The sequence below is a fragment of the Sphingomonas sp. ABOLH genome (assembly GCF_003951715.1).
GTDB classification, from domain to species: domain Bacteria; phylum Pseudomonadota; class Alphaproteobacteria; order Sphingomonadales; family Sphingomonadaceae; genus Sphingomonas; species Sphingomonas hankookensis_A.
In genome coordinates this window covers 1-22,715 of sequence record NZ_QQWV01000056.1, presented here as the reverse complement: position 1 = coordinate 22,715, position 22,715 = coordinate 1, and the positions used below count along the sequence as shown (strand labels likewise).

Annotated in this window: 21 protein-coding genes; 11 read left to right on the top strand and 10 right to left on the bottom strand. The window is 62.4% G+C overall.

The genetic code is table 11. The features are described 5' to 3' along the window. Positions 1–426 precede the first annotated feature (426 nt). Positions 427–1,059, bottom strand: a complete 633-nt coding sequence (locus CA237_RS17635; protein WP_126015037.1) for a tyrosine-type recombinase/integrase — start codon at positions 1,057–1,059, stop codon at positions 427–429. Positions 1,060–1,262: 203 nt separating this feature from the next. Here CA237_RS17635 and CA237_RS17630 point away from each other — a divergent pair, with 203 nt between their 5' ends. Further along, a complete protein-coding gene (locus CA237_RS17630; protein ID WP_126015041.1) occupies positions 1,263–1,946 on the top strand; it encodes a hypothetical protein in 684 nt (227 codons plus the stop codon). Between the two features lie 289 nt (positions 1,947–2,235). On the opposite strand, the gene CA237_RS17625 is transcribed toward CA237_RS17630, so the two are convergent. Genes CA237_RS17625 through CA237_RS17615 form a run of 3 tightly spaced genes read right to left on the bottom strand, consistent with a single transcriptional unit; the run spans position 2,236 to position 3,984 of the window. After that, the gene (locus CA237_RS17625) at positions 2,236–3,009 is read right to left on the bottom strand and encodes an ImmA/IrrE family metallo-endopeptidase (RefSeq protein ID WP_126015035.1); all 774 of its coding nucleotides are present in this window, start codon (positions 3,007–3,009) and stop codon (positions 2,236–2,238) included. Beyond that, positions 2,999–3,433: a hypothetical protein gene (locus CA237_RS17620; RefSeq protein ID WP_126015033.1), complete on the bottom strand. Its 435-nt coding sequence runs from the start codon at positions 3,431–3,433 to the stop codon at positions 2,999–3,001. The genes CA237_RS17625 and CA237_RS17620 overlap by 11 nt, the downstream gene beginning before the upstream one ends. After that, positions 3,430–3,984 (bottom strand): hypothetical protein, encoded by a 555-nt coding sequence (locus tag CA237_RS17615; RefSeq protein ID WP_126015031.1) that lies wholly within the window; start codon positions 3,982–3,984, stop codon positions 3,430–3,432. Before CA237_RS17615 ends, CA237_RS17620 begins: the two co-directional genes overlap by 4 nt. Positions 3,985–4,187: 203 nt before the next feature. Here CA237_RS17615 and CA237_RS17610 point away from each other — a divergent pair, with 203 nt between their 5' ends. The 5 genes from CA237_RS17610 (at position 4,188) to CA237_RS17590 (ending at position 13,008) form a co-directional block, all read left to right on the top strand. Beyond that, positions 4,188–4,409 carry a DUF2188 domain-containing protein gene (locus tag CA237_RS17610; RefSeq protein WP_126015029.1) on the top strand — a complete coding sequence of 74 codons (222 nt, stop codon included), beginning with the start codon at positions 4,188–4,190 and terminating at the stop codon, positions 4,407–4,409. Positions 4,410–4,467: 58 nt separating this feature from the next. After that, positions 4,468–4,677: a hypothetical protein gene (locus tag CA237_RS17605; protein ID WP_126015027.1), complete on the top strand. Its 210-nt coding sequence runs from the start codon at positions 4,468–4,470 to the stop codon at positions 4,675–4,677. A 491-nt stretch (positions 4,678–5,168) separates the two neighbouring features. After that, complete coding sequence (locus tag CA237_RS17600; RefSeq protein ID WP_126015025.1) at positions 5,169–8,375, top strand: site-specific DNA-methyltransferase; 3,207 nt, start codon at positions 5,169–5,171, stop codon at positions 8,373–8,375. Positions 8,376–8,380: 5 nt separating this feature from the next. Then, positions 8,381–11,164 carry a DEAD/DEAH box helicase family protein gene (locus CA237_RS17595; RefSeq protein WP_126015023.1) on the top strand — a complete coding sequence of 928 codons (2,784 nt, stop codon included), beginning with the start codon at positions 8,381–8,383 and terminating at the stop codon, positions 11,162–11,164. A 527-nt stretch (positions 11,165–11,691) separates the two neighbouring features. Continuing rightward, positions 11,692–13,008, top strand: coding sequence for an MFS transporter (locus CA237_RS17590; protein ID WP_066688359.1), 1,317 nt, complete (start codon positions 11,692–11,694; stop codon positions 13,006–13,008). Positions 13,009–13,153: 145 nt separating this feature from the next. Here CA237_RS17590 and CA237_RS17585 read toward each other — a convergent pair whose 3' ends face one another. Continuing rightward, complete coding sequence (locus CA237_RS17585) at positions 13,154–15,244, bottom strand: bifunctional (p)ppGpp synthetase/guanosine-3',5'-bis(diphosphate) 3'-pyrophosphohydrolase (protein ID WP_066688361.1); 2,091 nt, start codon at positions 15,242–15,244, stop codon at positions 13,154–13,156. A 52-nt stretch (positions 15,245–15,296) separates the two neighbouring features. Further along, complete coding sequence (locus CA237_RS17580) at positions 15,297–15,614, bottom strand: hypothetical protein (protein WP_126015021.1); 318 nt, start codon at positions 15,612–15,614, stop codon at positions 15,297–15,299. A gap of 136 nt (positions 15,615–15,750) precedes the next feature. On the opposite strand from CA237_RS17580, the gene CA237_RS17575 reads away from it, so the two are divergent. After that, positions 15,751–16,221, top strand: coding sequence for a helix-turn-helix domain-containing protein (locus CA237_RS17575; RefSeq protein WP_066688365.1), 471 nt, complete (start codon positions 15,751–15,753; stop codon positions 16,219–16,221). A 36-nt stretch (positions 16,222–16,257) separates the two neighbouring features. Here the strand turns inward: CA237_RS17575 and CA237_RS17570 are convergent, their stop codons facing one another. The 4 genes from CA237_RS17570 to CA237_RS17555 form a co-directional block, all read right to left on the bottom strand. Further along, complete coding sequence (locus CA237_RS17570) at positions 16,258–16,737, bottom strand: DUF4142 domain-containing protein (protein WP_126015016.1); 480 nt, start codon at positions 16,735–16,737, stop codon at positions 16,258–16,260. Between the two features lie 95 nt (positions 16,738–16,832). Next, positions 16,833–17,096 carry a DUF2061 domain-containing protein gene (locus tag CA237_RS17565; RefSeq protein WP_066688367.1) on the bottom strand — a complete coding sequence of 88 codons (264 nt, stop codon included), beginning with the start codon at positions 17,094–17,096 and terminating at the stop codon, positions 16,833–16,835. Positions 17,097–17,198: 102 nt separating this feature from the next. Then, positions 17,199–17,597, bottom strand: a complete 399-nt coding sequence (locus CA237_RS17560; protein ID WP_066688369.1) for an MAPEG family protein — start codon at positions 17,595–17,597, stop codon at positions 17,199–17,201. A gap of 180 nt (positions 17,598–17,777) precedes the next feature. After that, positions 17,778–18,989 carry an LL-diaminopimelate aminotransferase gene (locus CA237_RS17555; RefSeq protein WP_066688371.1) on the bottom strand — a complete coding sequence of 404 codons (1,212 nt, stop codon included), beginning with the start codon at positions 18,987–18,989 and terminating at the stop codon, positions 17,778–17,780. 75 nt (positions 18,990–19,064) lie between these two features. Between CA237_RS17555 and phaC the strand changes: the two genes are divergently transcribed. The 4 genes from phaC to CA237_RS17535 all read left to right on the top strand — a co-directional run bounded on the left by phaC (position 19,065) and on the right by CA237_RS17535 (position 22,644). Beyond that, the gene (gene phaC / locus CA237_RS17550; RefSeq protein ID WP_126015014.1) at positions 19,065–20,792 is read left to right on the top strand and encodes a class I poly(R)-hydroxyalkanoic acid synthase; all 1,728 of its coding nucleotides are present in this window, start codon (positions 19,065–19,067) and stop codon (positions 20,790–20,792) included. Positions 20,793–20,905: 113 nt separating this feature from the next. After that, positions 20,906–21,712 carry a phasin family protein gene (gene phaP / locus CA237_RS17545; protein WP_066688374.1) on the top strand — a complete coding sequence of 269 codons (807 nt, stop codon included), beginning with the start codon at positions 20,906–20,908 and terminating at the stop codon, positions 21,710–21,712. Between the two features lie 154 nt (positions 21,713–21,866). Next, a complete protein-coding gene (gene clpS / locus CA237_RS17540) occupies positions 21,867–22,193 on the top strand; it encodes an ATP-dependent Clp protease adapter ClpS (RefSeq protein WP_066688376.1) in 327 nt (108 codons plus the stop codon). 16 nt (positions 22,194–22,209) lie between these two features. After that, positions 22,210–22,644, top strand: a complete 435-nt coding sequence (locus tag CA237_RS17535; RefSeq protein WP_206433011.1) for a GNAT family N-acetyltransferase — start codon at positions 22,210–22,212, stop codon at positions 22,642–22,644. Positions 22,645–22,715 lie beyond the last annotated feature (71 nt).

Here is a 22,715-nt window from a genome sequence, read left to right as displayed (position 1 = left end):
CTCTTGGGAAAGAACGGCCGCAGCCGCTCAATCTGCTCATCCGTCAGCCAAAACAGGTCACTCATTCCGGTCTCCTCGCGGAGCCTGAATCAGATCGCGACGCTCACATCAATGGGTCCTGACCCTAGGTTGAGAGCGCCTTGTGCGGGTCGGAGTTTTGATCGGTAGGGCTACCCCGTCTTACCTCGCCGCAGCGATACTGATGCCGAAGACATGGTGGGTCGGAGCTGTCGAATGGTCGGTAGCGGTTGGCACCGGCTGCAGACGCTTGGGGATGGTCAACCCCTTCTGACATCCTGCCGGCTAAATGATCGCTGAAGGTCGGCTTCTTCTGGCAAGAGCTGCTCTCCGATCCATCGCTTGCGAACGGCAGCAAAGTCCCAAGCGCCCGTATCCGGCTCCACACCGGAACGGGCGCCATCAGGTTCAGATCTCGGTATTCTCGGCAAGGGCGAGAGCATCCTCCACGTCGATTCCAAGGTAGCGAACCGTATTCTCGATCTTGCTATGGCCGAGCAAGATCTGGACAGCACGAAGGTTGCCGGTGGCCCTGTAGATTATCGATGCCTTCGTTCGGCGGAGTGAATGGGTGCCGTATTCGCTCCGCATCAAGCCAACCCCCGTCACCCATTCATCGACAAGCCGAGCATACTGCCGAGTGCTGAGATGCCCGTTATGGTCAACCCTACTGGGGAAGACATAGTCATCCACCGTGCCACCGCGCCGCTCGAGCCAAGCCAGCAGGCTGGCCCGAGCGTCCGGTAGCAGTTCGAACTGAACGGGCCGACCTGTTTTCTGCTGCATTACGATTGCTCGTGTTCGGATCTGCCCGCCGCTGACGAGGTCGCCGATTTTCATCTGTACCAGGTCACAGCCGCGAAGCTTGCTGTCGATTGCCAGATCGAACAGCGCCCGATCTCGCAGGCGGCGGCGTTGGTTGAGGTAAAAACGGATTTCCCAAATCTGCTTCGGTTTCAGAGCGCGCTTCGCGCCGACGGTCCTTCCCGCATTCCAGACCGAGCGCTTGGTTGCGGTGATTTCTCTTTCAGGCATCTCCATGATCGTTCTCCTGTGGCCACATTGGCCATCTGCAGAACGTTTGCAGACACGGGCGTGCGGGGGGCGCTTTATCGCTCGCACGACCGATTTTCGAGCGTCTTGTCAGCAATTTCCCCCCTCCATGATCCGTCGGTCGGCTTTCGCATTTCAGTGCTATGACGGTTGTTGTTTCCAGCTCCGTCGCGCGGCAGAAGCTTTTTGCGATGATCGAGTTTCACGCCCCAGCCGCCGACGCCCCGCAGTTGGCGTTATCACCGCTCCACCGAGCGGCCATGCTCACCTTGCGTCATCTTGTAGAAGTAGGCCCGATCGAGCTGACGCCAAACAGGGCATTAAAGCGACATTTTGTTACTTGGGCCGCGGAAGCCTTCAATTGGCCCGGATATACCGCAGACGAACTCTACGCGATCAATAAAGTCTTGAATGAGCATGACTTCCCACCCTTGGTGGTTTTGCACGAGTTGTTGTTGGCCGCCAAGCTCGCCCGTCACCGCAAAGGCCTTTTGCACATAACCAAAATTGGGAAGGATCTGTTGGAGCATCCGGCGAGCCTCTGGATTACCCTGGCACAGCATCTGCTCCTTTCCGCTGGTCAGGATGACATGCTGGAAATCGAATGGGTTTCCGTCCTCAACGCCGTGAACAGCGAAGCCCATTCAGGTGTGACGGATCACCAATTTTGCGCCAGACTGACGGGCAGTACCGGTAAGAACTACCATATAAAATCGCTCGTCTATGTGCATGTCCTGCGGCCGCTTTGCTGGCTCGGCCTATTGCACGAAACCCGGCAAAACCAGACTGAGCGCTTTTTCACGAAGACAGCGCTCTGGTCCCTTGCTTTGACATTCGAAGGTAGCTCGCATTTGTCATCGGCGACGAAACATTAAATTGTATCTGCCAGCACGGGGGGCGACCCATCCGAGAAGCTCATAGACGGATTTTCGATCCCCAATCACCGACGGCCCACTCTCGCGACATCTGTCGACCCAGAATACGCCGTTCCAGTCTGCACTGGATATGTCGGCTTACGCTGAAAGCTGTCAGTTGGCCGGCGCGAAAACGACGGGTCGCGATGCTTGTATTTGCCGCCATTCATAACTCGCGAAGCGCTGCTGAAAGACGTGTGGGGAGTCGCCTAGGCCGAAGCCAGCAGCCAATCGGCGGCGGCTACCGGGACTATCTGCTTCCTTGGGTCAACATCTTCGGATCGGTGAGTGTAAGAAGGGTGAGCATCGTGCCTCCATGCGCCTTCAGCGACTGCTCGGTGATGCGGTAGCGGCTGGCATCGCGCCGATCGAACCAGAGGCTGGCGGCGACGGCCTGGCTCTTGGAGCGCTCGACGGCTCCGAACATCACGGAGAACGAAGGCGAGGAGGGATCGAGATCTTCTCGGGGGAACCAGTCGTCGGGGACACTGTCGGCACGCTTGAACCATCGTCGACCGGAAGGACCGTGGCAAACGAGGACAGCTGGCCAAGAGTCGATGTCGACACAGCGGAGGGCGGTCGCGAGCCTGCTCGTCGTGAAGGTGGTTGCGAGCATGTCGATGCCTTCGAAGTCCGGCCGCTTCAGTTGTGCGGCTGACCGGCCGAAGAGGAAGCGGGGCATGAGGAGATCCGCAGCGAACCGGTCGGCCTGCTTTTCGAGTTGGCTGGCGGCTCCGGGATTGCCGATGTCGCTCGAGCGGCAGATGGAGGAGCGGCCGCGATGATGAAACCAGTGGCCGAGTTCATGTCCGATCGAGAAGCGACGGCGGCGCGGATCGCCGGAGTTGCGGACTGTGATGATCGCCTGATCCTGGAAACCGATGATGCGTGCTTCGCAGCTTGGCAGCTCCGCCTCACGAACTTTGGCTCCCATGGACCAGGCGATTGCTTCGAGGTCGATCTCGTCGGGACTGGTAACGCCCAGGGAGCGCAGGAGCACCTCCGCCGGGGTTTCACCGCTCAATCAGGTTCCCCTCGTCGTCGATCACGCCGAGTTCGCGCAGGTCGGCGAGGATAGAGTCCATCTCCTGTTCTGTGATGCCTTCGCCTTTTCGGGCCGCCATGGTGAGGCGGGACTTGAGCTTCGGATCGTCGTTTGCGAAGCGCTCCAGGATGCTGGCGCGCATGGCGACGGGGACCGGGGAGCGCAGGACGCGCGCTGTTCGGTCACGATCCACTGCTGTTCGTGCTGCGACGAGACGCGCGCGACCCGCGCGGGCGATGCCTGCGGCGATCGCGTTGCGCGCGGCCTGGGCTTCCGCTTCCGGGTCGGCACCTTCTTCGGCGAGCTCAGCCATCAGTTCGGCATCGCTCAGCTTCATCAGGTCTTCTACGGCTTCGTCGATCAGTTGGTGGAGCGTGGGATCGTTTTTCTCTGGGCCGCTCACGCAGTCCACCCGTTTGGAAACCTCCGTTCCATCTTTCGGCGAATGCGGGTGCGGGTGCTGTTGTAGGTGGTTTCGGACATTTCGTTCATAGCCATGATTTCCTCCTTCGATAGTTCGTCCAGGTCAGCCATGATGACGAGCAATGCGGGCTCGTCATCGGCGAACAGATCCTCCAGGGCGGCGATCCTCAGCGCCACGTCCTCAGCGCGCAGGATCAGGGTCTCGGCGTCCGGCGCGTTGCTTTTGAGAACGACTAGAGGGCGACCATCGGTGCCGGTGGCATCGAGAGAGACCCCTCTCCCGGCTTTCCGTGAGGACACCTTCGCGTTCCATGCGATGCTTCGCATGGCGCCGATGAGGAAGGTCAGGATGGGGAGGTCCCTGCGGCACTCGCGCGAGCCGGAATAGGCGGAACACACCGCGTCGCTGATGAGATCGTCCACCGTGCAGTCGAGGGCCAGTGCGAACTTGCTACCTGCACGGCGCAGGCGGACAAGGTCGATCTGGATCAGGCCGTCAAGAGCGGACCTGATTTCTTCGAGGTCGAGCACGTCTCGGATCGCGTCACTCCCTTTCAGTCTGTCTTCCTGAGTAGGCTGACCCGGAAGCGGCTCGCGGACAAGGCGGTAGAATAAATTTCGATGTCCGTGGATGCTGCCGAGATCAGCCTACCTTTCTGAATGCCAATCACGGGGTTCGGGAGCGGTGTCGCAAGCTGGCTTACCCGACAGCGCGAGGAAGGAGGAATATCGACATGAGCAAGAACCAGCATGTGGTGCCGCACGCGGGCGGCTGGGCAGTTCGTGGCGCCGGCAATGAGCGGGCGACCTCGGTGCACACCACTCAGTCCGAAGCAATCGGCACCGCGCGTGACATCGCGCGCAACCAGCAGAGCGAACTACTGATCCACGGCCGTAATGGCCAGATCCGCGAACGCGACAGTTTCGGTGGGGATCCGTTCCCGCCGCGCGGCTGACGCAAAACCGGGGTCGCGCGACCGCGCGGCCCCAACTTCGACGATTGGAGTGATGAATATGGCCAAGGGCAAGAGTGGCGGTTCCTACCGCAGCGCGATCTCGGGTCGCTACGTGACTGCTGCGCACGGGAAGGCGTCTCCGCGCACGACTGTTCGCGAGGCTGCCGGCGGTGGCAGCACTGGCACCTATCGCAGCGCAATCTCCGGGCGGTTCGTAACGACCGCGCACGGAAAGCGCAGCCCCAACACCACGATCAAGGACAGCTGACGCTTCCCAAGTTGATGGTGGCACGAGCGCCCACCGCCCCTCGGCGGTGGGCGTTTTCTGTTTCGGTTCAATCGACAGCGACGGTAGCTCGGCCCGGTCGCACTGAACAGTCGCGTGGCGGATCACGCCGCCCGCTCACAGATAGCTTTCTACGTCATTCATCCAGTCTTCTTCCGACCAGTTTAAGGCATTCAGCTGTTGACGCTTGAACGTCCGTTCACGTCAGAACCGGTCACTCGCATGCAATCCAGCAGCCGAACGGCTGTGCGCCCAACTGCCGTCGTTCCCGCGCCCAGCGACTCCCCCATTTCCGCACCGTGAGCTCGTGCCCATCGTAGGGCATGTTAAAATACTGTCCCGATCAGCGTCTCAGCGACTTATTTCCCAAGCACCGATGCCATCACCGCGCGCTTTTCGGCAAGAGGTGACGGAGACAGGTTTCGCGGCTAGCGTGTTCACAAAATCGAATGTGCTCAGAGGCCTTCTGCATAATGTCATCGTCGATCCGCAATCTGATCCTTGCCACCGTGCCCAAGGATGGCTCGGCCATCGGCAACATGGCGCTGGTGGCGCTGCTCCGGAAAAGCATACCGGGGCTGACGGACGGGGAGTATGGCGCGGCCAAGGAGGAGCTGGTGGACGAAGGCCTACTCGGCAAGGGCCGAGGCCGTGGTGGATCGGTGTTCCTGCTCGGGTTCAAGGACGACGAAGACGAGGAGGGCGATGCTGATTTTGCGCTGACTGCGCAGGAGCCTGCCGGCCCTTCAGCCCCCAAAGCAGCGACCGGCAAGAAGAAGTTGGCGCGCAAGGCTGACGGGCCCATGCAGGTGCTGAGCTATCGCCACACCGAAACCCGCGTGAACAACCCCGAGGTGGGCATGGTCCATCCGGACAACGATCCGGACCAGCCCAAGACGGTGTGGAAATACGATCCCCACCTCGACCCGGAACTGATGTTCGACAGCCAGCGCGGAGCAGTCGAGAAGCTGATCGACGATGCGCTGGCGTCAGGTGATGCCGATGCGATGCGTGATGCACTGGTGGAACTGAAGCGGCTTCAGGAGCCATACCTCAACTGGGCGGGCAAGGCTGAGGGGACGAGCTTCGCTGTCGATACTGTGTCACTGCACGTGCATGAGCGGGTGGACCCGGCGACGATCCTTGCCAATGCGCGCAAGCGACTGAAGGGCGAGAAGGCGGGCGAGGCATGGCGGCAGGCGGACCTGTTTGCTGCCGCGTTTGAGAACCTGCCGCTCCGGCAAGCGCTTGATTTCTACCATCACGAAAAGGGCTGGTCGAACCGGCTGATCGCGGGCGACAGTCTGCTGGTGATGAACTCCCTGCTGCACAAGGAGTCGATGGCCGGCAAGGTGCAGATGATCTACATCGATCCGCCCTACGGCATCAAATACGGGTCAAACTTCCAGCCGTTCACAAACAAGCGGGACGTGAAGGACGGAGCCGACGCGGACCTTACACAAGAACCCGAGATGATCAAGGCGTTCCGGGATACGTGGGAACTCGGCATCCACTCGTACCTGACGTACCTCCGTGACCGGTTGCTGCTGGCAAAGGAACTCCTGCACGAAAGCGGGAGTGTGTTTGTTCAGATTTCAGACGAAAACCTGCACCACGTTCGCGAAATCATGGATGAGGTCTTCGAGGCGAAGAACTTCATATCGGTAATTAGCTTTGTCAAAACTGCTGGCCAGTCTGACTCGCGATTGGCGGGCGTGTCGGACTATTTGGTCTGGTTCGCGAAGGATACCACTAAGCTCAAGTACAACCAAATATACAATAGCAAGGTACTCGGGGGTGAAGGGGCAAGCGGATACAATCGCGTGCAAGAGCCAAATGGCTTTCAGCGTTCATTGGCCAAGAATGAGGATATTTCACAGGCAGCCATGAAAGCTGGCTGGCGCATTTTTACATCGCAGAGCGTTGAAAGCCAGAGCCCAGGCACAAAGTACCCCGTGGACTTCAGGGGTATGACCGTCAATCCCAGCGGATATTGGAAAACCCAAGAGTCATCGATGCCGAAACTTCGCAAGGCGGGCCGCTTGATGGTGAGCGGGTCAACGTTACGATATATCCGGTTTTTTGACGATTTCCCGGTCTTCCCAATCGTCAACCTTTGGCAAGACACGGGTGTGGCGGGCTTTGCTTCCGATAAGCGCTATGTGGTTGAAACGTCAGCGAAGGTTGTGGAGCGCTGCCTGTTGATGACGACCGATCCCGGTGATCTCGTATTTGATCCTACATGCGGCTCTGGGACTACTGCGTTTGTCGCTGAGAAGTGGGGGCGACGCTGGATCACCTGCGATACGAGTCGCGTGGCGACTACGCTGGCAAAACAGCGCCTAATGACAAGTAGCTTTGACTACTATCACCTGCGCTATCCACAGGAAGGTTTGCGTGGTGGATTTGAATATCAAACCGTGCCTCACATCAAGCTGAAGAGCATCGCAAACAATCCGGATATCGACACGATTTATGATGCCAAGCATCCGGCCATAGAGGCAGCACTCAACGCTTTGAATGATGCACTTTTTAATGCCTCAGCTTCGCCGATCAAAGTGACAGAGGGGGCGCGAAAAGGAAAAACAGTCAAGTTTTCTGAGCGTCAGCGCTTGGAGGAGTGGGAGGTGCCATTTGTAGCACCGGAAGACTGGCCAGAGGCGATTGGTAAGCCCTTTGTGGATTTCCACGTTGCTCGCTTGGCTATGCAAGCAGAAATGGATCGCTCGATTGCGGCTCATGCCAAACCTGAGCCGCTCTACGACAAGCCGAAGGTGGACGAAACTCGCCTGCGCATTACCGGTCCGTTTTCGGTGGAAGCTGTGCCCGCGCTAACAGTGCTTTCGCTAGACGAGTCGGCACCAGCGGAGCAGGCCGATGTTACGGTCGCCCGCTCAGGCGAAACCTCTCGACAGACGCAATGGCGCGACGAACTGATCCGCACCGGTATCCGCGCCAAAGGCGGGGCCATGCTGAAGTTCACCGACCTTGAGGCCATACCGGGCGTAAAGCATCTCCATGCATCCGGCACGCTGGACAGCGGCGAGCGGGTCGTTGTCAGCTTCGGCCCGGAACACGCCGCGCTCGAACAGAAGCAGGTCGAGCGAGCTATTGAGGATGCCCAGACCCTCGTGCCTAAACCCAAGTTTGTGGTCTTCTGCGCTTTCACCTTTGACCCCGAAGCGGCGAAGGATATCGACGAACTCAACTGGCCCGGCGTTACGTTGCTCAAGGCCCAGATGAACACCGATTTGTTGACCGAGGACCTGAAAAAGGCCCGGTCGTCCAACCAGTCGTTCTGGCTGATGGGGCAGCCAGAGGTCGAATTGAAGCGGGTGGGCGACAACTGGCAGATCGAGGTCCACGGCTTCGACTATTTCGACCCCCGCGAAGGCACACTGGTTTCGGGCGGCAAGTCCGAGATTGCCATGTGGTCGCTCGACACTGACTATGACGGGCGCAGCCTGATGCCGCATCAGGTCTTTTTCCCGATGGCCGGGGCCAAGGACGGCTGGAATCGCCTGAAGAAGACGATCCGCGCCGAATTGGACGAGGACTCGTTGGAGCAATTCAACGGCACGGATTCCTTGCCCTTCGAGGCGGGAGACCACCGCCGGGTTGCGGTCAAAATTGTCGATGACCGGGGCATCGAGTCGCTCAAGATCATGAACCTGGAGTGACGGCGGTGACCAAGAGCAAGTCGCTCATCATCAACACGCCGTTCGTGTGCCCTCAGCAGCATTGGGCACCAAAGCAGGACGGTACACTGGAAATCATTCCGGAGCGTCGTCCCGCCAGCTATGAAGTGTTCGACGCCCGCAATAACACGCGGCGGACGGAAAAACTCGAACTGGTCGAGACGATCCGGGGGCGCGTCGATCAATGGCGTGATGCCGGTTATCCCGGCGTGACCATCGTAACCCGGCGCCTCCTCGAACACTGGCATGACAACACGGCGCGGGAATACCCGTTCTACTTCTGCCAGCTCGAGGCCATCGAGACGCTGATCTGGTGCATCGAAGCTGCGGAGGAATACAAGCAGGGCATCTATGTGCCCGGCGATGGCGGGCCGTGGCAGCGCCTGTGTAACAAGATGGCGACAGGTGCGGGCAAGACTACGGTGATGGCGATGATCATCACGTGGCAGGTGCTGAACGCGCTGACCTATTCGAAACGGAACAAGGACTTCAGTCGGGCCATCTTCATCGTCGCTCCCGGCCTGACGGTGAAGGGGAGGCTTCAGGTGCTGATTCCCAGCGCGGGCAGCTACTATGACGAGTTCAACCTGTGCCCGTCCGAGGCGCTGCGGCAGAAGCTCAATCAGGCGGAAATCCTGATCGAAAATTGGCATACGCTCATGCCAGCGTCTGAGCCGAAGCGCTCGGTGGTCAAGAAGGGCGCGGAGACCGACGAGGCATTTACCCGTCGCGTTCTCGGCAAGCTCGCCGCGTTCAAGGATATCGTCGTCATCAACGACGAGGCCCACCACGCCTATCGCAAGCCGGCTGAGGTCAAGATCAGCAAGAAGCAGGCTGAGGAAGCTGGCATCGACCTTGACGAAGCTACCCGCTGGATCGGGGGGCTGGACCGTCTGCACAAGACACGCCGCATCCAACGGTGCTTTGACCTGTCAGCCACCCCGTTTGCACCGACCGGGAAGGCCAGCACCGATACCGCGCTGTTCGAGTGGATCGTTTCAGACTTTGGCCTGAACGATGCGATTGAAGCCGGGCTGGTGAAAACGCCGCGGGTCGTGGTGCGGGACGATGCCATGCCGGACGCCAAGACGATGCGGTCCAAGCTCTACCACATCTATCGCGATCCGGCGGTGGCGGAGGACTTGAACCGCAAGGCCGAGCCGCACGAAGCCCTGCCGAAGCTGGTTCAAGACGCCTACACGATCCTCGGGGCTGACTGGCGGGTGACAGCAAAGGATTGGGCTGGCCATCATTCGCCCCCGGTCATGCTAACCGTGTGTAACCGCACCGAGACGGCGGCGCGCATCGAGCACTACTTCAATCAGGGCGATTGCTTTTGGCCGGAATTAAACGCGCCGGGCAAAACCCTTCGCGTGGACTCCCGCGTCATGGAGAAGGCCGAAGTTGGCGAGACAGCCAGCGCGGACAAGGGGTATGAGGCCCGCCTGGAACAGGTGATCGACGAGGCCGCGATCCCTGAAACCAAGAAGGAACGCCTTGGGACGATGAAGAAGGAGGAACTACTCCGCGAAATCATCGACAATGTCGGAAAGCGGGGCGGTGCCGGTCAGAACCTCCAGAAAGTCATTTCGGTCGCCATGTTGTCCGAAGGCTGGGACGCAAAGAACGTTACCCACATCATGGGGCTGCGGGCATTCACATCGCAGCTACTCTGCGAACAGGTCATCGGTCGAGGGCTGCGCCGTGTCGGTTACGACAAGGACGAAAACGGCCTGTTCCTGCCGGAATACGTCAACGTCTTCGGTGTTCCGCTTTCGATCTATGAGCCGGGCGAAGGCGGCGATGCTCCGCCGCCGCCAAAACCCAGCACACAGATTGATGTGGTGCCTGACCGTGCCTCACTTGAACTGAAGTGGCCGAACGTCCTCCGTATCGAAACGGTGGTGAAGCCGGAACTGACAGTGGAATGGGCGAAGGTCGAGCCGTTGACCCTCAATCCGGTCGCAACCGTCATCAGTGCCGAGATCGCCCCCGCGCTTGGCGGTGCGGCGGACATGAGCAAGGTGACAGCTATCGACCTGTCATTGCTGCCCGAAGAGTTCCGCCTTCAGCGGCTGACATTCGTTGCCGCCCGCAAGGCGTTCGCCGAACTCAAAGGCAACTTCAAGGGTAACGAGGAATACCTCGTCTTCCAGCTTATCCGGCTGGTCGAGACTTTCCTGCGGTCGGACAAGATCGACATTCCGTCGCTGTTCCATAGCGATCCGGTGCGCCGCCGCATCCTTATTGCGCTAAACATCGATCTGATCGTGCGGCATGTCCTGCGGTTCGTGACCGAGCAGAACATCGCTGCCCTGACGCCGGTCTTCGACGAAGAGAACCCGATTGGCAGCACCGGCCAGATGCGGGCGTGGTACACAACCAAACCGAACATGCCGACCGGTAAATCCCATATCAGCCATGTGGTCGGAGACTCGGCGTGGGAACAGTACGCAGCCAACGTTTTCGAGAGCCGGGAGGACGTGATCGCCTATGCCAAGAACGATCACCTGAGCTTCCAGATACATTACCTCTGGCAAGGATCACGCCGCCGCTACATTCCCGACTTCATCGTCAGGCTGGCGAACGGGAAGACGCTGGCGCTTGAAATCAAGGGAACAGACAGCCAGCAGAACAAGGCCAAGCGCGAAGCACTGGACGAGTGGGTGCGTGCCATCAATTCGACGGGCGGGTTCGGCCAGTGGTCGTGGGACGTCGCGTTTGATCCTGCACAGGTGCACGATCTTATCGCCAAACATGCGTCCGGATGATCGCCAACTGCTCCCTTACCGAAGGGCGGCTCACCGCGATTGGCTCGCGGACCTGCCTGTCGGCAGACGGTTAGGATTGCTCATATGCGGCTACGAATGCGACCCAGCCCGGAATGACCAGTTCTGACGAAAACAGTCGTTGGCGGGCACCATCTGGAATTACCGGAAAGTCCCAAAATCGGCCATCTTGGATTCGGAACACAGCAATGTATTTCAATGTGTGATCATTAGGTCGCCATCGAACGATATCCGGTAGAAACACCGTTAAGTCGCCTTTGGCACCACAATTTCCCAATGATCTGAGTGCCCACCTTCGTTATGTCGGGCGCGCCAGTGGCGTTGCGACGATACCGCGCTTGCATTGGCCGCGACGGGGTTCCCCGTCGGCGTCGCTGCCCCGTTTTCGAAAACCGCCTGTTCCCGACGTCGCGTCGCTCATCCGGATCGACGCTGGTACGCCGCGCGCGGCACCGCTATCGCGTGATCGATCCCCTTGACGGCATCATCACAGGATAATGGGAGACGATATGGCGACCCCACCCACGCCGCATCTCGCGCAGGACGCGACGACATCGACCAATGCGCGCCTGAAATCGATCATCGGCGGGTCGACCGGCAATCTGGTCGAATGGTTCGACTGGTATGTCTATGCCGCCTTCACCCTGTATTTCGCCCCGCATTTCTTTCCCGGCACCGACCAGACCGCCCAGCTGCTGAGCACGGCGGCGGTGTTCGCGGTCGGGTTCGTCATGCGGCCGATCGGCGCGTGGGTCATGGGCGTCTATTCCGACCGGCACGGCCGCAAGTCGGGGCTGACGCTGTCGGTGACGCTGATGTGTGCGGGGTCGCTGATCATCGCGTTGACGCCGGGCTATGAAACCATCGGCGTCGCGGCGCCCGCGCTGCTGGTGCTCGCGCGGCTGATGCAGGGCCTGTCGGTCGGCGGCGAATATGGCGCCAGCGCGACCTATCTTTCGGAAATGGCCGGCAAGGATCGGCGCGGCTTCTTCTCGTCGTTCCAATATGTCACGCTGATCTCGGGCCAGCTGCTCGCGATCCTGCTGCTGCTGCTCCTCCAGAACGTCATGAGCAAGCCGGCGCTGGAGGAATGGGGCTGGCGCATCCCGTTCGTGATCGGCGCGGTGCTGGCCGTGGTCGTCTTCCGCCTGCGCCGTGGCCTCGCCGAGACGCAGAGTTTCAAGAACGTCAAGGCGTCCGACGCGCCCAAGTCGGGGTTCCTGACGCTGCTGCGCCACCATCCGAAGGAAACCGCTTTGGTCATGCTGCTGACCGCCGGCGGTACGCTCGCCTTCTACGCCTATTCGATCTACATGCAGAAGTTCCTGGTCAACACCTCGGGCTTCTCGAAGGAAGCGGCGACGCAGATCAACGCGGTCACGCTGTTCATCTTCATGCTGCTGCAACCGGTGGCGGGGGCGCTGAGCGACAGGATCGGGCGCAAGCCGCTGATGATCGCCTTCGGCATTGCCGGCGTATTGTTCACCTATCCGATCTTCGCGACGCTGGAGCGGACGACCGACATGTTCACCGCCGGGCTGCTGGTGATGGCGGCGCTGATCATCGTCACCGGCTACACCTCGATCAACGCGGTGGTGAAGGCGGAGATGTTCCCGGCGCATATCCGCGCGCTGGGCGTCGCGCTGCCCTATGCGCTGGCCAACACCATCTTCGGCGGCACGGCGGAATGGGTCGCGCTGAAGTTCAAGGCCGCCGGGTGGGAGCAGGGCTTCTACTGGTACGTCACCGCGATGATCGGCATTTCGCTGATCGTGTATCTGCGGATGCGCGATACGCGCAAGGACAGCCTGATCGCCGAGGATTGATCGGGGAGGCCGCCGGTCGCGAGCCGGCGGTTAGTATCCGTACCCCCGCGCAGGCGGGGGTCCAGAGCCGCTGGCGACGCCGATCGTTACTCTGGACCCCCGCCTGCGCGGGGGTACGCTCCGGGACGGGGTAGGGGGCGTCGCCCTAAACCCGTTCCGCCTTGTTCACCGCATCGGCCGCGCGCAGTCCGGCGAGCAGCTTCATCAGGTGCGCCGCATCGCGCACTTCCACATCAATGGTGTTGGTGTGGAAGGTGGTGTCGCGGTTGTCGAGCCGGAGCCCCAGGATGTTCGCCTTGTGCCCGCCGATCACGGTCGCGACCGCGCCGAGCGCGCCGGGTTCGTTCTTCAGCGTGACCGCGATCCGCGCCGTCGCCCCTTCGGCATTGTCGCCCCAGGTCAGGTCGATCCAATGGTGCGGGTCGATCGCCTCGATCTCGCTGCAACCGATCTCGTGCACTTCGAACCGGCCCGCGCCACGCCGGACGCCGATGATGCGGTCGCCCGGCACCGGATGGCAGCAGGTGGCGAGGTCGTAGCCGACCCCTGCGGTCAGCCCCTTGATCTCGATCGGCGCGCGCTGGGCTGGGATCGGTTCGGCGAGGCGATTGGCGATGACGCCCGGCATCACCGCCTCCATCACCGCTTCCTCGCTCAGCTTGCCGCGCGCCAGCCCTTCGTACAGCGCCGCCTCGTCGGTCAACTTCAGCCGCTTGAGCGCCTCGCCCAGCGCGTCACTGCCCGGCGGGACCGGCAGGCGCGCGATGAGTTCGATGTACAGCTTGGTGCCGAGCGCCACCGTCTCGTCGCGTTCGCGCTGGCGGATATAGCGGCGGATGGCGGCACGTGCCTTGCCGGTGATGGCGAAGTTCAACCAGTTGGCCTGCGGGCGCTGCGCCTTCGACCGCAGGATCTGCACCTGGTCGCCGTTCTTCAGCTCGGTGCGAAGCGGCACGACGCCGCCATTGACCTTCGCCCCCACCGCCTGATCGCCGAGATCGGTGTGCACGGCGTAGGCGAAGTCGATCGGCGTGGCGCCCTTGGGCAGCTGGTGCAGTTCGCCCTTGGGCGTGAAGGCGAAGATGCGGTCGGCATACATCGCCATGCGGGTATGTTCGAGCAGCTCTTCCGGGCTCTCGGCATTGTCGAGGATTTCGACGAGGTCGCGAATCCAGCGGACCTGTGTATCGGGGCGCACCGCATCCTGCTTGTAGGCCCAGTGGGCGGCGAGGCCGAATTCGGCCTGGGCATGCATCTCGTGCGTGCGGATCTGCACCTCGATCCGCATATTCTCGGCATGGATCACACTGGTGTGGAGCGAGCGGTAGCCGTTGCGCTTGGGCGTCGAGATATAATCCTTGAACCGGCCCGGCACCATCGGCCAGCGGCGATGGATGATGCCCAATGCCCGGTAGCATTCCTCCTCGCTGTCGACGATCGCGCGGAACGCGATGATGTCGGACAGCTGCTCCAGCGTGACGTGCCGTTCCGACATCTTGCGCCAGATCGAATAGGGATGCTTGCGCCGGCCCGACACTTCCGCCGCGATGCCGTGACGGTCGAGCATCGCCTTCAGGTCGCCGCCGATCTTGGCGACACGGTCGCCGCCGCCTTCCTCAAGCTGTTCCAGCCGCCGGGTGATCGATTCATAGGCCTCGGGTTCGATCTCGCGAAATGCCAGCGTCTGCATTTCGTTCATGAACTCGTACATGCCGATCCGCTCGGCGAGCGGGGCATAGATATCCATCGTCTCGCGCGCGATCCGCTTGCGCTTCTCGGGCTTCGATATGTGATGGAGCGTGCGCATATTGTGCAGCCGGTCGGCCAGCTTGACCAGCAGCACGCGAATGTCGTCGGACATCGCTAGCAGGAACTTGCGCAGGTTTTCGGCGGCGCGCTCGTTCTCGGTCTGCGCCTCGATCTTGCTGAGCTTGGTCACGCCTTCGACCAGCCGCGCGACATTCTCGCCGAACTTGGCCTGGATTTCCTCGTGCGTGGCGACGGTGTCCTCGACCGTGTCGTGCAGGATCGCGGTCGCGATCGTCTCGTCGTCGAGGTGCAGGTCGGTCAGGATGCCGGCCACCTCGATCGGGTGGCTGAAATAAGGGTCGCCCGATGCGCGCTTCTGGCTGCCATGCGCGTGCATCGAAAAGACATAGGCGCGGTTCAGCAGCGCCTCGTTCGCATCCGGGTCATAGGCCTTGACCCGCTCCACCAATTCATACTGCCGCAGCATGGAATCTAGATGGGGCGGGGCAACGACCGAATGCAACCGTTTTTACGGCGCCTCACGCACTCTTGGCGCGGGTGTTGCATTTGGCGAGCTGTTCGGCGGCGAATGCCTCGCCATTGGCGGTGAAGGCGGTGAGCGTGCCCAGTTCCTTTGCGGCGAGCTGGCACATGGTCAGCGGGCTGCCTTCGGTCCGGGTGGTGACGCAGCGGTCGCCGGCGCATTTCCACGGCGTGCTGCGCGTCATCATCGCCGCGATCGTCGGGGCGGTGGCGGGCACCGCGCTATAGCCGCGCGGCTGTGCGGCGGCGGCGAAGGGGAGGGTGAGGGCGGCGGCGGACAGCAGGGCGGACGTCAGCAAAGCGGGGGTCTTCATGGCGCGCATCTCCGGCGGGTGATTCGTTATGCCGGCGCTAATATACATCGATGTAAGTTGCAAATGGCTATCTTTGCTGCGGATGCGAAAAACGCATTATTTCCCTTACCCCCATGGTTGCGCTAGACCGGCAGGAATGACGACCGCCCTTCGAGAACCGCTGCGCGAACTGGCCAACCATTGCAGCCTGCCCGCCGCGCTGGAGGCGATGGGCGAACGCTGGTCGTTCCTGATCCTGCGCGGGTCGTTCAACGGGTTGTCGCATTTCGAGGAGTTCCAGTCGGAGCTGGGCATCGCGCGCAACATCCTCGCCAACCGGCTGTCGCGGCTGGTCGGGCACGGCATCCTCGAACGGCGTGCGGTCGAAAGCGACCGGCGCAAGATCGAATATCGCCTGACCGAAAAGGGCTATGCGCTGCTGCCGACGATGGTCGCGTTGCGGCAATGGGGCGAGCGGTGGGAGACGGGCGTCGCGGCGACGCCGGTGCTGGTCGATGCCCGCGACCGCCGTCCGATCCAGCCGGTCGCAGTGCACAGCCATGACGGGCGCGTGCTGGGCAAGGGCGACCTGATCTGGTCGCTGCCCGAGGACGTGGTGCGCGATTGACGACCGGCCGGTGATTGCGCCGGCCGGTCGTCACGATTACATGCCTTGCAGCATCTCGATATGATGCTGCACCACCGGCGCGGTGGCGGCGGCGACGGTCTTCAGCGGCGCGGCAGTGCCGTTCTGGGCATAGCCGCTGTGCAGCGCCAGCGCCTGCTGATGCGCGGTCCGCTGCTGGGTGACGTAGAGCCGGTCGCGCGCAGCACCGGTCGCGCGGCGCAGTTCGGCGACCATCTGCGCCTGGGCCGGCTCCAGCTTCGGCGCGGGCACGGCGACACGCGCGGCGGTGGCGGCGCGCTTTACATCGGCGGTGCTCTTCTGGTGATCGCGGATCATCATCGTCGCGAAGTCGCGGATCTTGGCGTCCTTGGTCGATTGCAGCACCAGCTGGCTCGACGTGCGCTCGTACAGGTCGCTGGCACCGGCCTTGGCGACATAGGTGGCGGGCGTCTGCGCCAGCGCCGGGGCGGCGGCCAGCATGGACAGGGTCAGGGCGATCATCATCGGTCGGGCCATCGGAACCTCCTCAACGGGAATAGTTGCGACCCAACGCGATCCGTGCGGCAATGGTCGCACGGAAATCGCGGTAACTGATTTGAATCAGTATGATTTTACGCGGCGGCCACCGGCGCGGGCGCTTCCGCTACCTCCTCCTCGGTGCGATGACCCCAGCGGACCAGCGACCAGGCGCGTTCGTGGAAATAGAAGAGCAGGATCTTGGTGATGACCTCGGTCCCGGCGATCGCACCCGCCAGCTTGGCCGATCCCGAAAAGAACAGCCCCAGCACGAAGGTATCGATCGATCCCACGGTGCGCCACGACACCGCCTTCACGAAACTGCGCGGATGGCTTTCAAGACCCTTGAACAGGAACATGGCGACGACTCCGCCCGCGCGGAATGCGGGGCAGCCATGGGTGCGACAGGGGCTGGGCGGTGCGTAGCGAGGAAAATATGGGGCCGCGCAAGCAACACTTTGTCACAATAGGCGGATCAGCATCAGCAACAGCCCGAACATCGACGCGACCCATACCAGGCTGCGGACATAGGGCACCCCGAACAGGTAGAGCGGGTGATAGACGATCCGCGCGACGAACCACAGCAGCGCGCCGGTCGCGCCCAGCCCCCCGGTCCGCCCGCTGACCGCCAGCGCCAGTGCCAGTGCGATGAACGCCGGATAGGTTTCCTTGAAATTGTCGAGCGCGCGCTGCGCCCGCCCGGCCAGTGCGCCCTTGGGATGCTGGTCCCCGTCGCGCGGACCGGCGTTCCATTTGACGCCCAGCTCGCGCGTCGCCAGCTGCCCCTGCAGCATGAGCGCCACGACCAGCAGCACGACCGACCAGCCGAGCAGGGTGAGTTCGAGGGGCAGGGTGGTCATCGGCGCGCTCCGGTTTTGGTAGCTGCCTATAGCGCCGGGAAGCAGGAAGGGGTTCCGGCCTCCTACCCAACCATACCGTATCCCCGCGCAGGCGGGGATCCAGAGCCAAGCAGACAGACGTCGCGTTTCCTCGCCCTGGACCCCCGCCTGCGCGGGGGTACCGTCGTGCTCTGGTCGGCGTTACCCCGCGCTGCGCCCCGCCGGCGTATTGACGCCCATCGACTGCAGATACTTCTTCACGTTGCGCGCCGCCTGCCGCAGGCGTTGTTCGTTCTCGACCATGGCGATCCGCACATAGCCTTCGCCATTCTCGCCATAGCCGACGCCGGGCGCGACCGCGACCTTGGCCTCGGTCAGCAGCTGCTTGGAAAATTCGAGGCTCCCGAGATGCGCCAGCGCCGGCGGCAGCGGGGCCCAGGCGAACATCGATGCGCGTGGGCTGGGGATGTCCCACCCGGCCCGGCCGAAGCTTTCGACCAGCACGTCGCGGCGCTTGTGGTACAGCTGGCGGTTCTTCTCGACGATATCCTGCGGCCCGTTGAGCGCCGCGCACGCCGCCGCCTGGATCGGGGTGAAGGCGCCGTAATCGAGATACGACTTCACCCGCGTCATCGCCGCGATCAGCTTCTTGTTGCCGACGCCGAACCCCATGCGCCAGCCGGCCATCGAATAGGTCTTGCTGAGCGAAGTGAATTCGATCGCGACGTCCTTCGCGCCCTTTACCTGCAGGATCGACGGCGTCGGGCAGCCGTCATAATAGAGCTCGCTATAGGCGAGGTCGGAGATGACCCACAGCCCATGTTCCTTCGCGAACGCGACGACGCGTTCGTAGAAGGCGAGGTCGACGACCTCGGCGGTCGGGTTCGATGGATAGCCCATCACCAGCACGCTGGGCTTGGGCACCGTAAACGCCATCGCGCGTTCGAGGCTTTCGAAATAATGTTCGTCGGGCGTGGTCGGCACCGCGCGGATCGTTGCCCCGGCGATGATGAAGCCGAACATGTGGATCGGGTAGCTGGGATTGGGCGCGAGGATCACGTCGCCCGGCGCGGTGATCGCGGTCGCCAGGCTGGCCAGGCCCTCCTTCGACCCCATCGTCACCACGACCTCGCTCTCGGGATCGATGTCGACCCCGAAGCGGCGGCCGTAATAATTGGCCTGGGCGCGACGCAGCCCGGGAATGCCGCGCGACTGCGAATAACCATGCGCCGACGGCTTGCGCGCGACCTCGACCAGCTTTTCGATGACGTGGTCGGGCGGCGGCAGGTCGGGATTGCCCATGCCGAGGTCGATAATGTCCTCGCCCCCCGCACGCGCGGCGGCCCGCATCGCGTTCACTTCGGCGATGACATAGGGGGGCAGGCGCTTCATGCGGTAGAATTCGTCGGACATTCTCGTTCCTTTCGTCATCGCCCTTACGCTACGAAGCAACTAACGGGTAGGCCCGCGCGCCCCTGGGAGAAGAAAATGACCGCCGAGTCGAATATGCCGCCCACCACGCCAATGTCCTTGGAGGACCTGCAGCACTGGACGCAGATGCTCGGCCGCGCGCAGCAGATGATGCTGGAACAGGGCATCGACCTGCTGGAACGGACCCCGGCGATCCCCGATCCGACCGGCATGGTGAAGGCGCAGACCGATTTCTGGGCCGACACGATGAAGCTGTGGCAACGCTTCCTCGACCCGGCCAATGCCGAACCGGTCGAGGAATCGCCCGAACGCGCCCGCGACAAACGGTTCAAGGCGAAGCAATGGCATGACGACCCGCTGTTCGCCTTCATCCGCCAAAGCTATTTCCTGGTCGCCGACCATATGCTGAAAAGCGTCGACGCGCTGGACGGCGTGGAGCCCAAGCAGAAAGAACAGCTGCGCTTCGCCACGCGCGGGCTGATCGACGCGATGAGCCCGACCAACTTCCCGGCGACCAATCCGGTCGTGGTCGAAAAGATCATCGAGACGCGCGGCGAGAATCTGCTGAAAGGCCTGCAGAACATGCTGGCCGACATGGCCAAGGGGCAGATGACGCAGAGCGATACCAGCGCGTTCGAACTGGGCCGCAACGTCGCGACCACGCCGGGCAAGGTCATCAAGCGCACCGCGCTCTACGAATTGATCCACTATGCACCGACGACCGAGACGGTCGGTGCGATCCCGCTGCTGATCTTTCCGCCGTGGATCAACCGCTTCTACATCCTCGACCTGACGGCGGAGAAGAGCTTCATCCGCTGGGCGGTCGAACAGGGCCTCAGCGTGTTCGTCGTGTCGTGGAAGTCGGCCGATGCGTCGATGAAGGACGTGACGTGGGACGATTATGTCGTGCGCGGGCAGATCGACGCGATCGACACGGTGCGCGATCTGCTGGGCGTCGAATCGGTCCATACCATCGGCTATTGCGTGGCGGGCACGACGCTGGCCGCGACGCTGGCGCTGCTGGCGGCGCGGGGCGAGGCGGCGAAGGTCGCCACCGCCACCTTCTTCACCGCGCAGGTCGACTTTTCGCAAGCCGGTGAACTTTCCCTGTTCGTCGACGACGAACAGCTGAAACTGATCCGGCAGGTCGGGCAGGACGGCTATCTCGACGGGCGCTACATGGCGGCGACGTTCAACCTGCTGCGCGGGCGCGACCTGATCTGGAACTACGTCACCAACAACTATCTGCTCGGCAACGATTATGCGCCGTTCGACCTGCTCCACTGGAATGCCGATGTCACCAACCTGCCGGCGAACTGGCATCTGGGCTATCTGACCGACCTGTATCGCGACAACCGGCTGGTGCAGGCCGGGTCGATGACGGTCGACGAGGTGCCGATCGACCTCTCCACCGTCAAGACGCCGGCGTATATCCAGGCGGGGCGCGAGGATCATATCGCGCCTGCCGAAAGCGTGTGGAAGGTGACCGAGCATTTCACCGGTCCGCTGCGCTTCGTGCTGGCGGGATCGGGGCATATCGCCGGCGTGGTCAACCCGCCCTCGGCCGGGAAATATCAGTACTGGACCAATGACGAAGCGGCCGATTCGCTGGAGGCGTTCGTCGCCGGGGCGAAGGAAACCAAGGGGAGCTGGTGGCCGGACTGGCGCGCATGGATCGCCGCGGCCGATGGCGCGACCGTTCCGGCCACCGGCGCGCGGGTGCCGGGCGAGGGCGCGATGCCGGCCTTGTGCGATGCACCCGGCGAGTATGTGCGGACGCGATAACGCGCGAATACTGTAGCGTAACTTTATGCTGCGCTGCACAAAATAGCGTCTTGAAAGTGAAACCGGCCTCCTCTATTTGGTGCGACGCAGCAGTAGTAGATGGAGGATGTCGAGTGGCCACGAGAGGTCCGAAGACCGGCGCGCGCAAGCCCGCCAGTTCCCGATCCACCCGCCCGGCCGCGACCGCTCCGGTCGAGGCTGCCGCATCGACGCCGGTCGCGCCGGTCGCCGAACCGGTAAAGGCGCCGGCCAAGGCGGAGGTTCCGCCGGTGCCGTTCGTCGCCGAACCGAAGCCCGCTCCTGCCGAACTGCCCTTTAAGGCTGAACTACCCGCCATCGATGCCGCGCCCGTCGTGGAACCGGTGGCCAAGGCGGCGGAAGCCGTCGTCGAAACCGCGCAGAACGCGGTCGAGGAAACCACCGCGGCGGTCGAGACCGTGACCGCGCAAGTCGAGGAAAAGACCATGGACGTCACCAACGAAGCGACCGCCACCACCCAGAACGCCGCCAACAAGGCGCAGGCGATGATGGCCGACATGAACGAGAAGGCGAAGGCCGCCATGGAAAAGGGCGCCAAGGGCTTCGAGGAAATGAACGAGATGGCCAAGGGCAACATCGAAGCGATGGTCGAAGCCAGCCGCATCGCCGCCAAGGGCCTCGAAACCCTCGGCCAGGAAATGGCTGAGTACGGCCGCAAGTCGTTCGAGCACGCGACCTCGACCGCCAAGACGCTGGCATCGGTCAAGTCGCCGACCGAATTCATGAAGCTCCAGTCGGACTTCGTGCGCCAGTCGTTCGACTCGTTCGTCGCCGAAGCGTCGAAGACCACGGAAATGATGATCAAGCTGGCCGGCGATGCCGCGCAGCCGATCAGCAACCGCGTTGCGGTTGCCGCCGACAAGGTGAAGACCGTCGCGTAAGCGACCGGTTCACCTGGTCGAACGAAGGGGGCGATCGCGCGAGCGGTCGCCCTTTTTGCTTCGGGGGTGGTATCGACCGGTGCCGCACCCCCTTGCCCTGTCCCCCGGCAATGCCCTATTTTGCGGCGACATGTCTCGACAGCCCAGCATCCCGATGGCCGGTGACGACCGCGACCATGACGACGACCGCTCGACCGGCCTCGGCGTCGCCACGCAGACCCGCGTCAAGAAGCCGACGCCCTACCGCGTCCTGATGCTCAACGACGACTACACGCCGATGGAATTCGTCGTGCTGTGCCTGCAACGCTTCTTCCGCATGAGCATGGAGGAAGCCACGCGGGTGATGCTCCACGTCCACCAGCGCGGCGTCGGCGTCTGCGGCGTCTTCACCTATGAAGTCGCCGAGACCAAGGTCGCGCAGGTGATGGACTTCGCCCGCCAGAACCAGCATCCGCTGCAATGCACGCTGGAGAAGGCTTGAGGCGATCGATCGCATCGTGCGGTTGGCAGAAGACGGCGATCTTTCTGCGCTGATCGGCCTCTATGAATCTGTCGGGTTCAGCGATGCGGCCGACATCGACCGCCGGGGCGCCCTTTGGGTCGAGTTACTGGAATCGGAAGCGACCCATGTGGCGGTGGCGATCGTCGATTCCACGATCGTTGCATCCGCAACACTGATTACTGCGCCCAATCTGCTGCGTGATGGCAGGCGGCACGGTTTCCTCGAAAGCGTCGCCGCCCGTCCGGACCGGCAGGGTAAAGGCCATGGTCGCGCCGTCGTCCGCTATTTACTCGGCTTGGCTTGGCAGGCCGACTGCTACCACGTCCTGCTGCAAAGCGGCCGCTCCGATCCGCGGGTACATCGGTTCTACGAAAAACTGGGCTTCGTCGCGGGTCTCCGCACCGCTTATGTAGCGCATCGACCTGCCTGAGATCCTCCCCACAATGTGGGGAGGGGGACCAGCCGCAGGCTGGTGGAGGGGGCGGGCGGCAGTCGGAACGG

Coding starts and splice junctions, on each gene's coding strand:
- CA237_RS17635 (WP_126015037.1), bottom strand. CDS start 1,059: ATGGAGATGCCTGAAAGAGAAATCACCGCAACCAAGCGCTCGGTCTGG.
- CA237_RS17630 (WP_126015041.1), top strand. CDS start 1,263: ATGATCGAGTTTCACGCCCCAGCCGCCGACGCCCCGCAGTTGGCGTTA.
- CA237_RS17610 (WP_126015029.1), top strand. CDS start 4,188: ATGAGCAAGAACCAGCATGTGGTGCCGCACGCGGGCGGCTGGGCAGTT.
- CA237_RS17605 (WP_126015027.1), top strand. CDS start 4,468: ATGGCCAAGGGCAAGAGTGGCGGTTCCTACCGCAGCGCGATCTCGGGT.
- CA237_RS17600 (WP_126015025.1), top strand. CDS start 5,169: ATGTCATCGTCGATCCGCAATCTGATCCTTGCCACCGTGCCCAAGGAT.
- CA237_RS17590 (WP_066688359.1), top strand. CDS start 11,692: ATGGCGACCCCACCCACGCCGCATCTCGCGCAGGACGCGACGACATCG.
- CA237_RS17585 (WP_066688361.1), bottom strand. CDS start 15,244: ATGCTGCGGCAGTATGAATTGGTGGAGCGGGTCAAGGCCTATGACCCG.
- CA237_RS17580 (WP_126015021.1), bottom strand. CDS start 15,614: ATGAAGACCCCCGCTTTGCTGACGTCCGCCCTGCTGTCCGCCGCCGCC.
- CA237_RS17575 (WP_066688365.1), top strand. CDS start 15,751: ATGACGACCGCCCTTCGAGAACCGCTGCGCGAACTGGCCAACCATTGC.
- CA237_RS17570 (WP_126015016.1), bottom strand. CDS start 16,737: ATGGCCCGACCGATGATGATCGCCCTGACCCTGTCCATGCTGGCCGCC.
- CA237_RS17565 (WP_066688367.1), bottom strand. CDS start 17,096: ATGTTCCTGTTCAAGGGTCTTGAAAGCCATCCGCGCAGTTTCGTGAAG.
- CA237_RS17560 (WP_066688369.1), bottom strand. CDS start 17,597: ATGACCACCCTGCCCCTCGAACTCACCCTGCTCGGCTGGTCGGTCGTG.
- CA237_RS17555 (WP_066688371.1), bottom strand. CDS start 18,989: ATGTCCGACGAATTCTACCGCATGAAGCGCCTGCCCCCCTATGTCATC.
- phaC (WP_126015014.1), top strand. CDS start 19,065: ATGACCGCCGAGTCGAATATGCCGCCCACCACGCCAATGTCCTTGGAG.
- clpS (WP_066688376.1), top strand. CDS start 21,867: ATGGCCGGTGACGACCGCGACCATGACGACGACCGCTCGACCGGCCTC.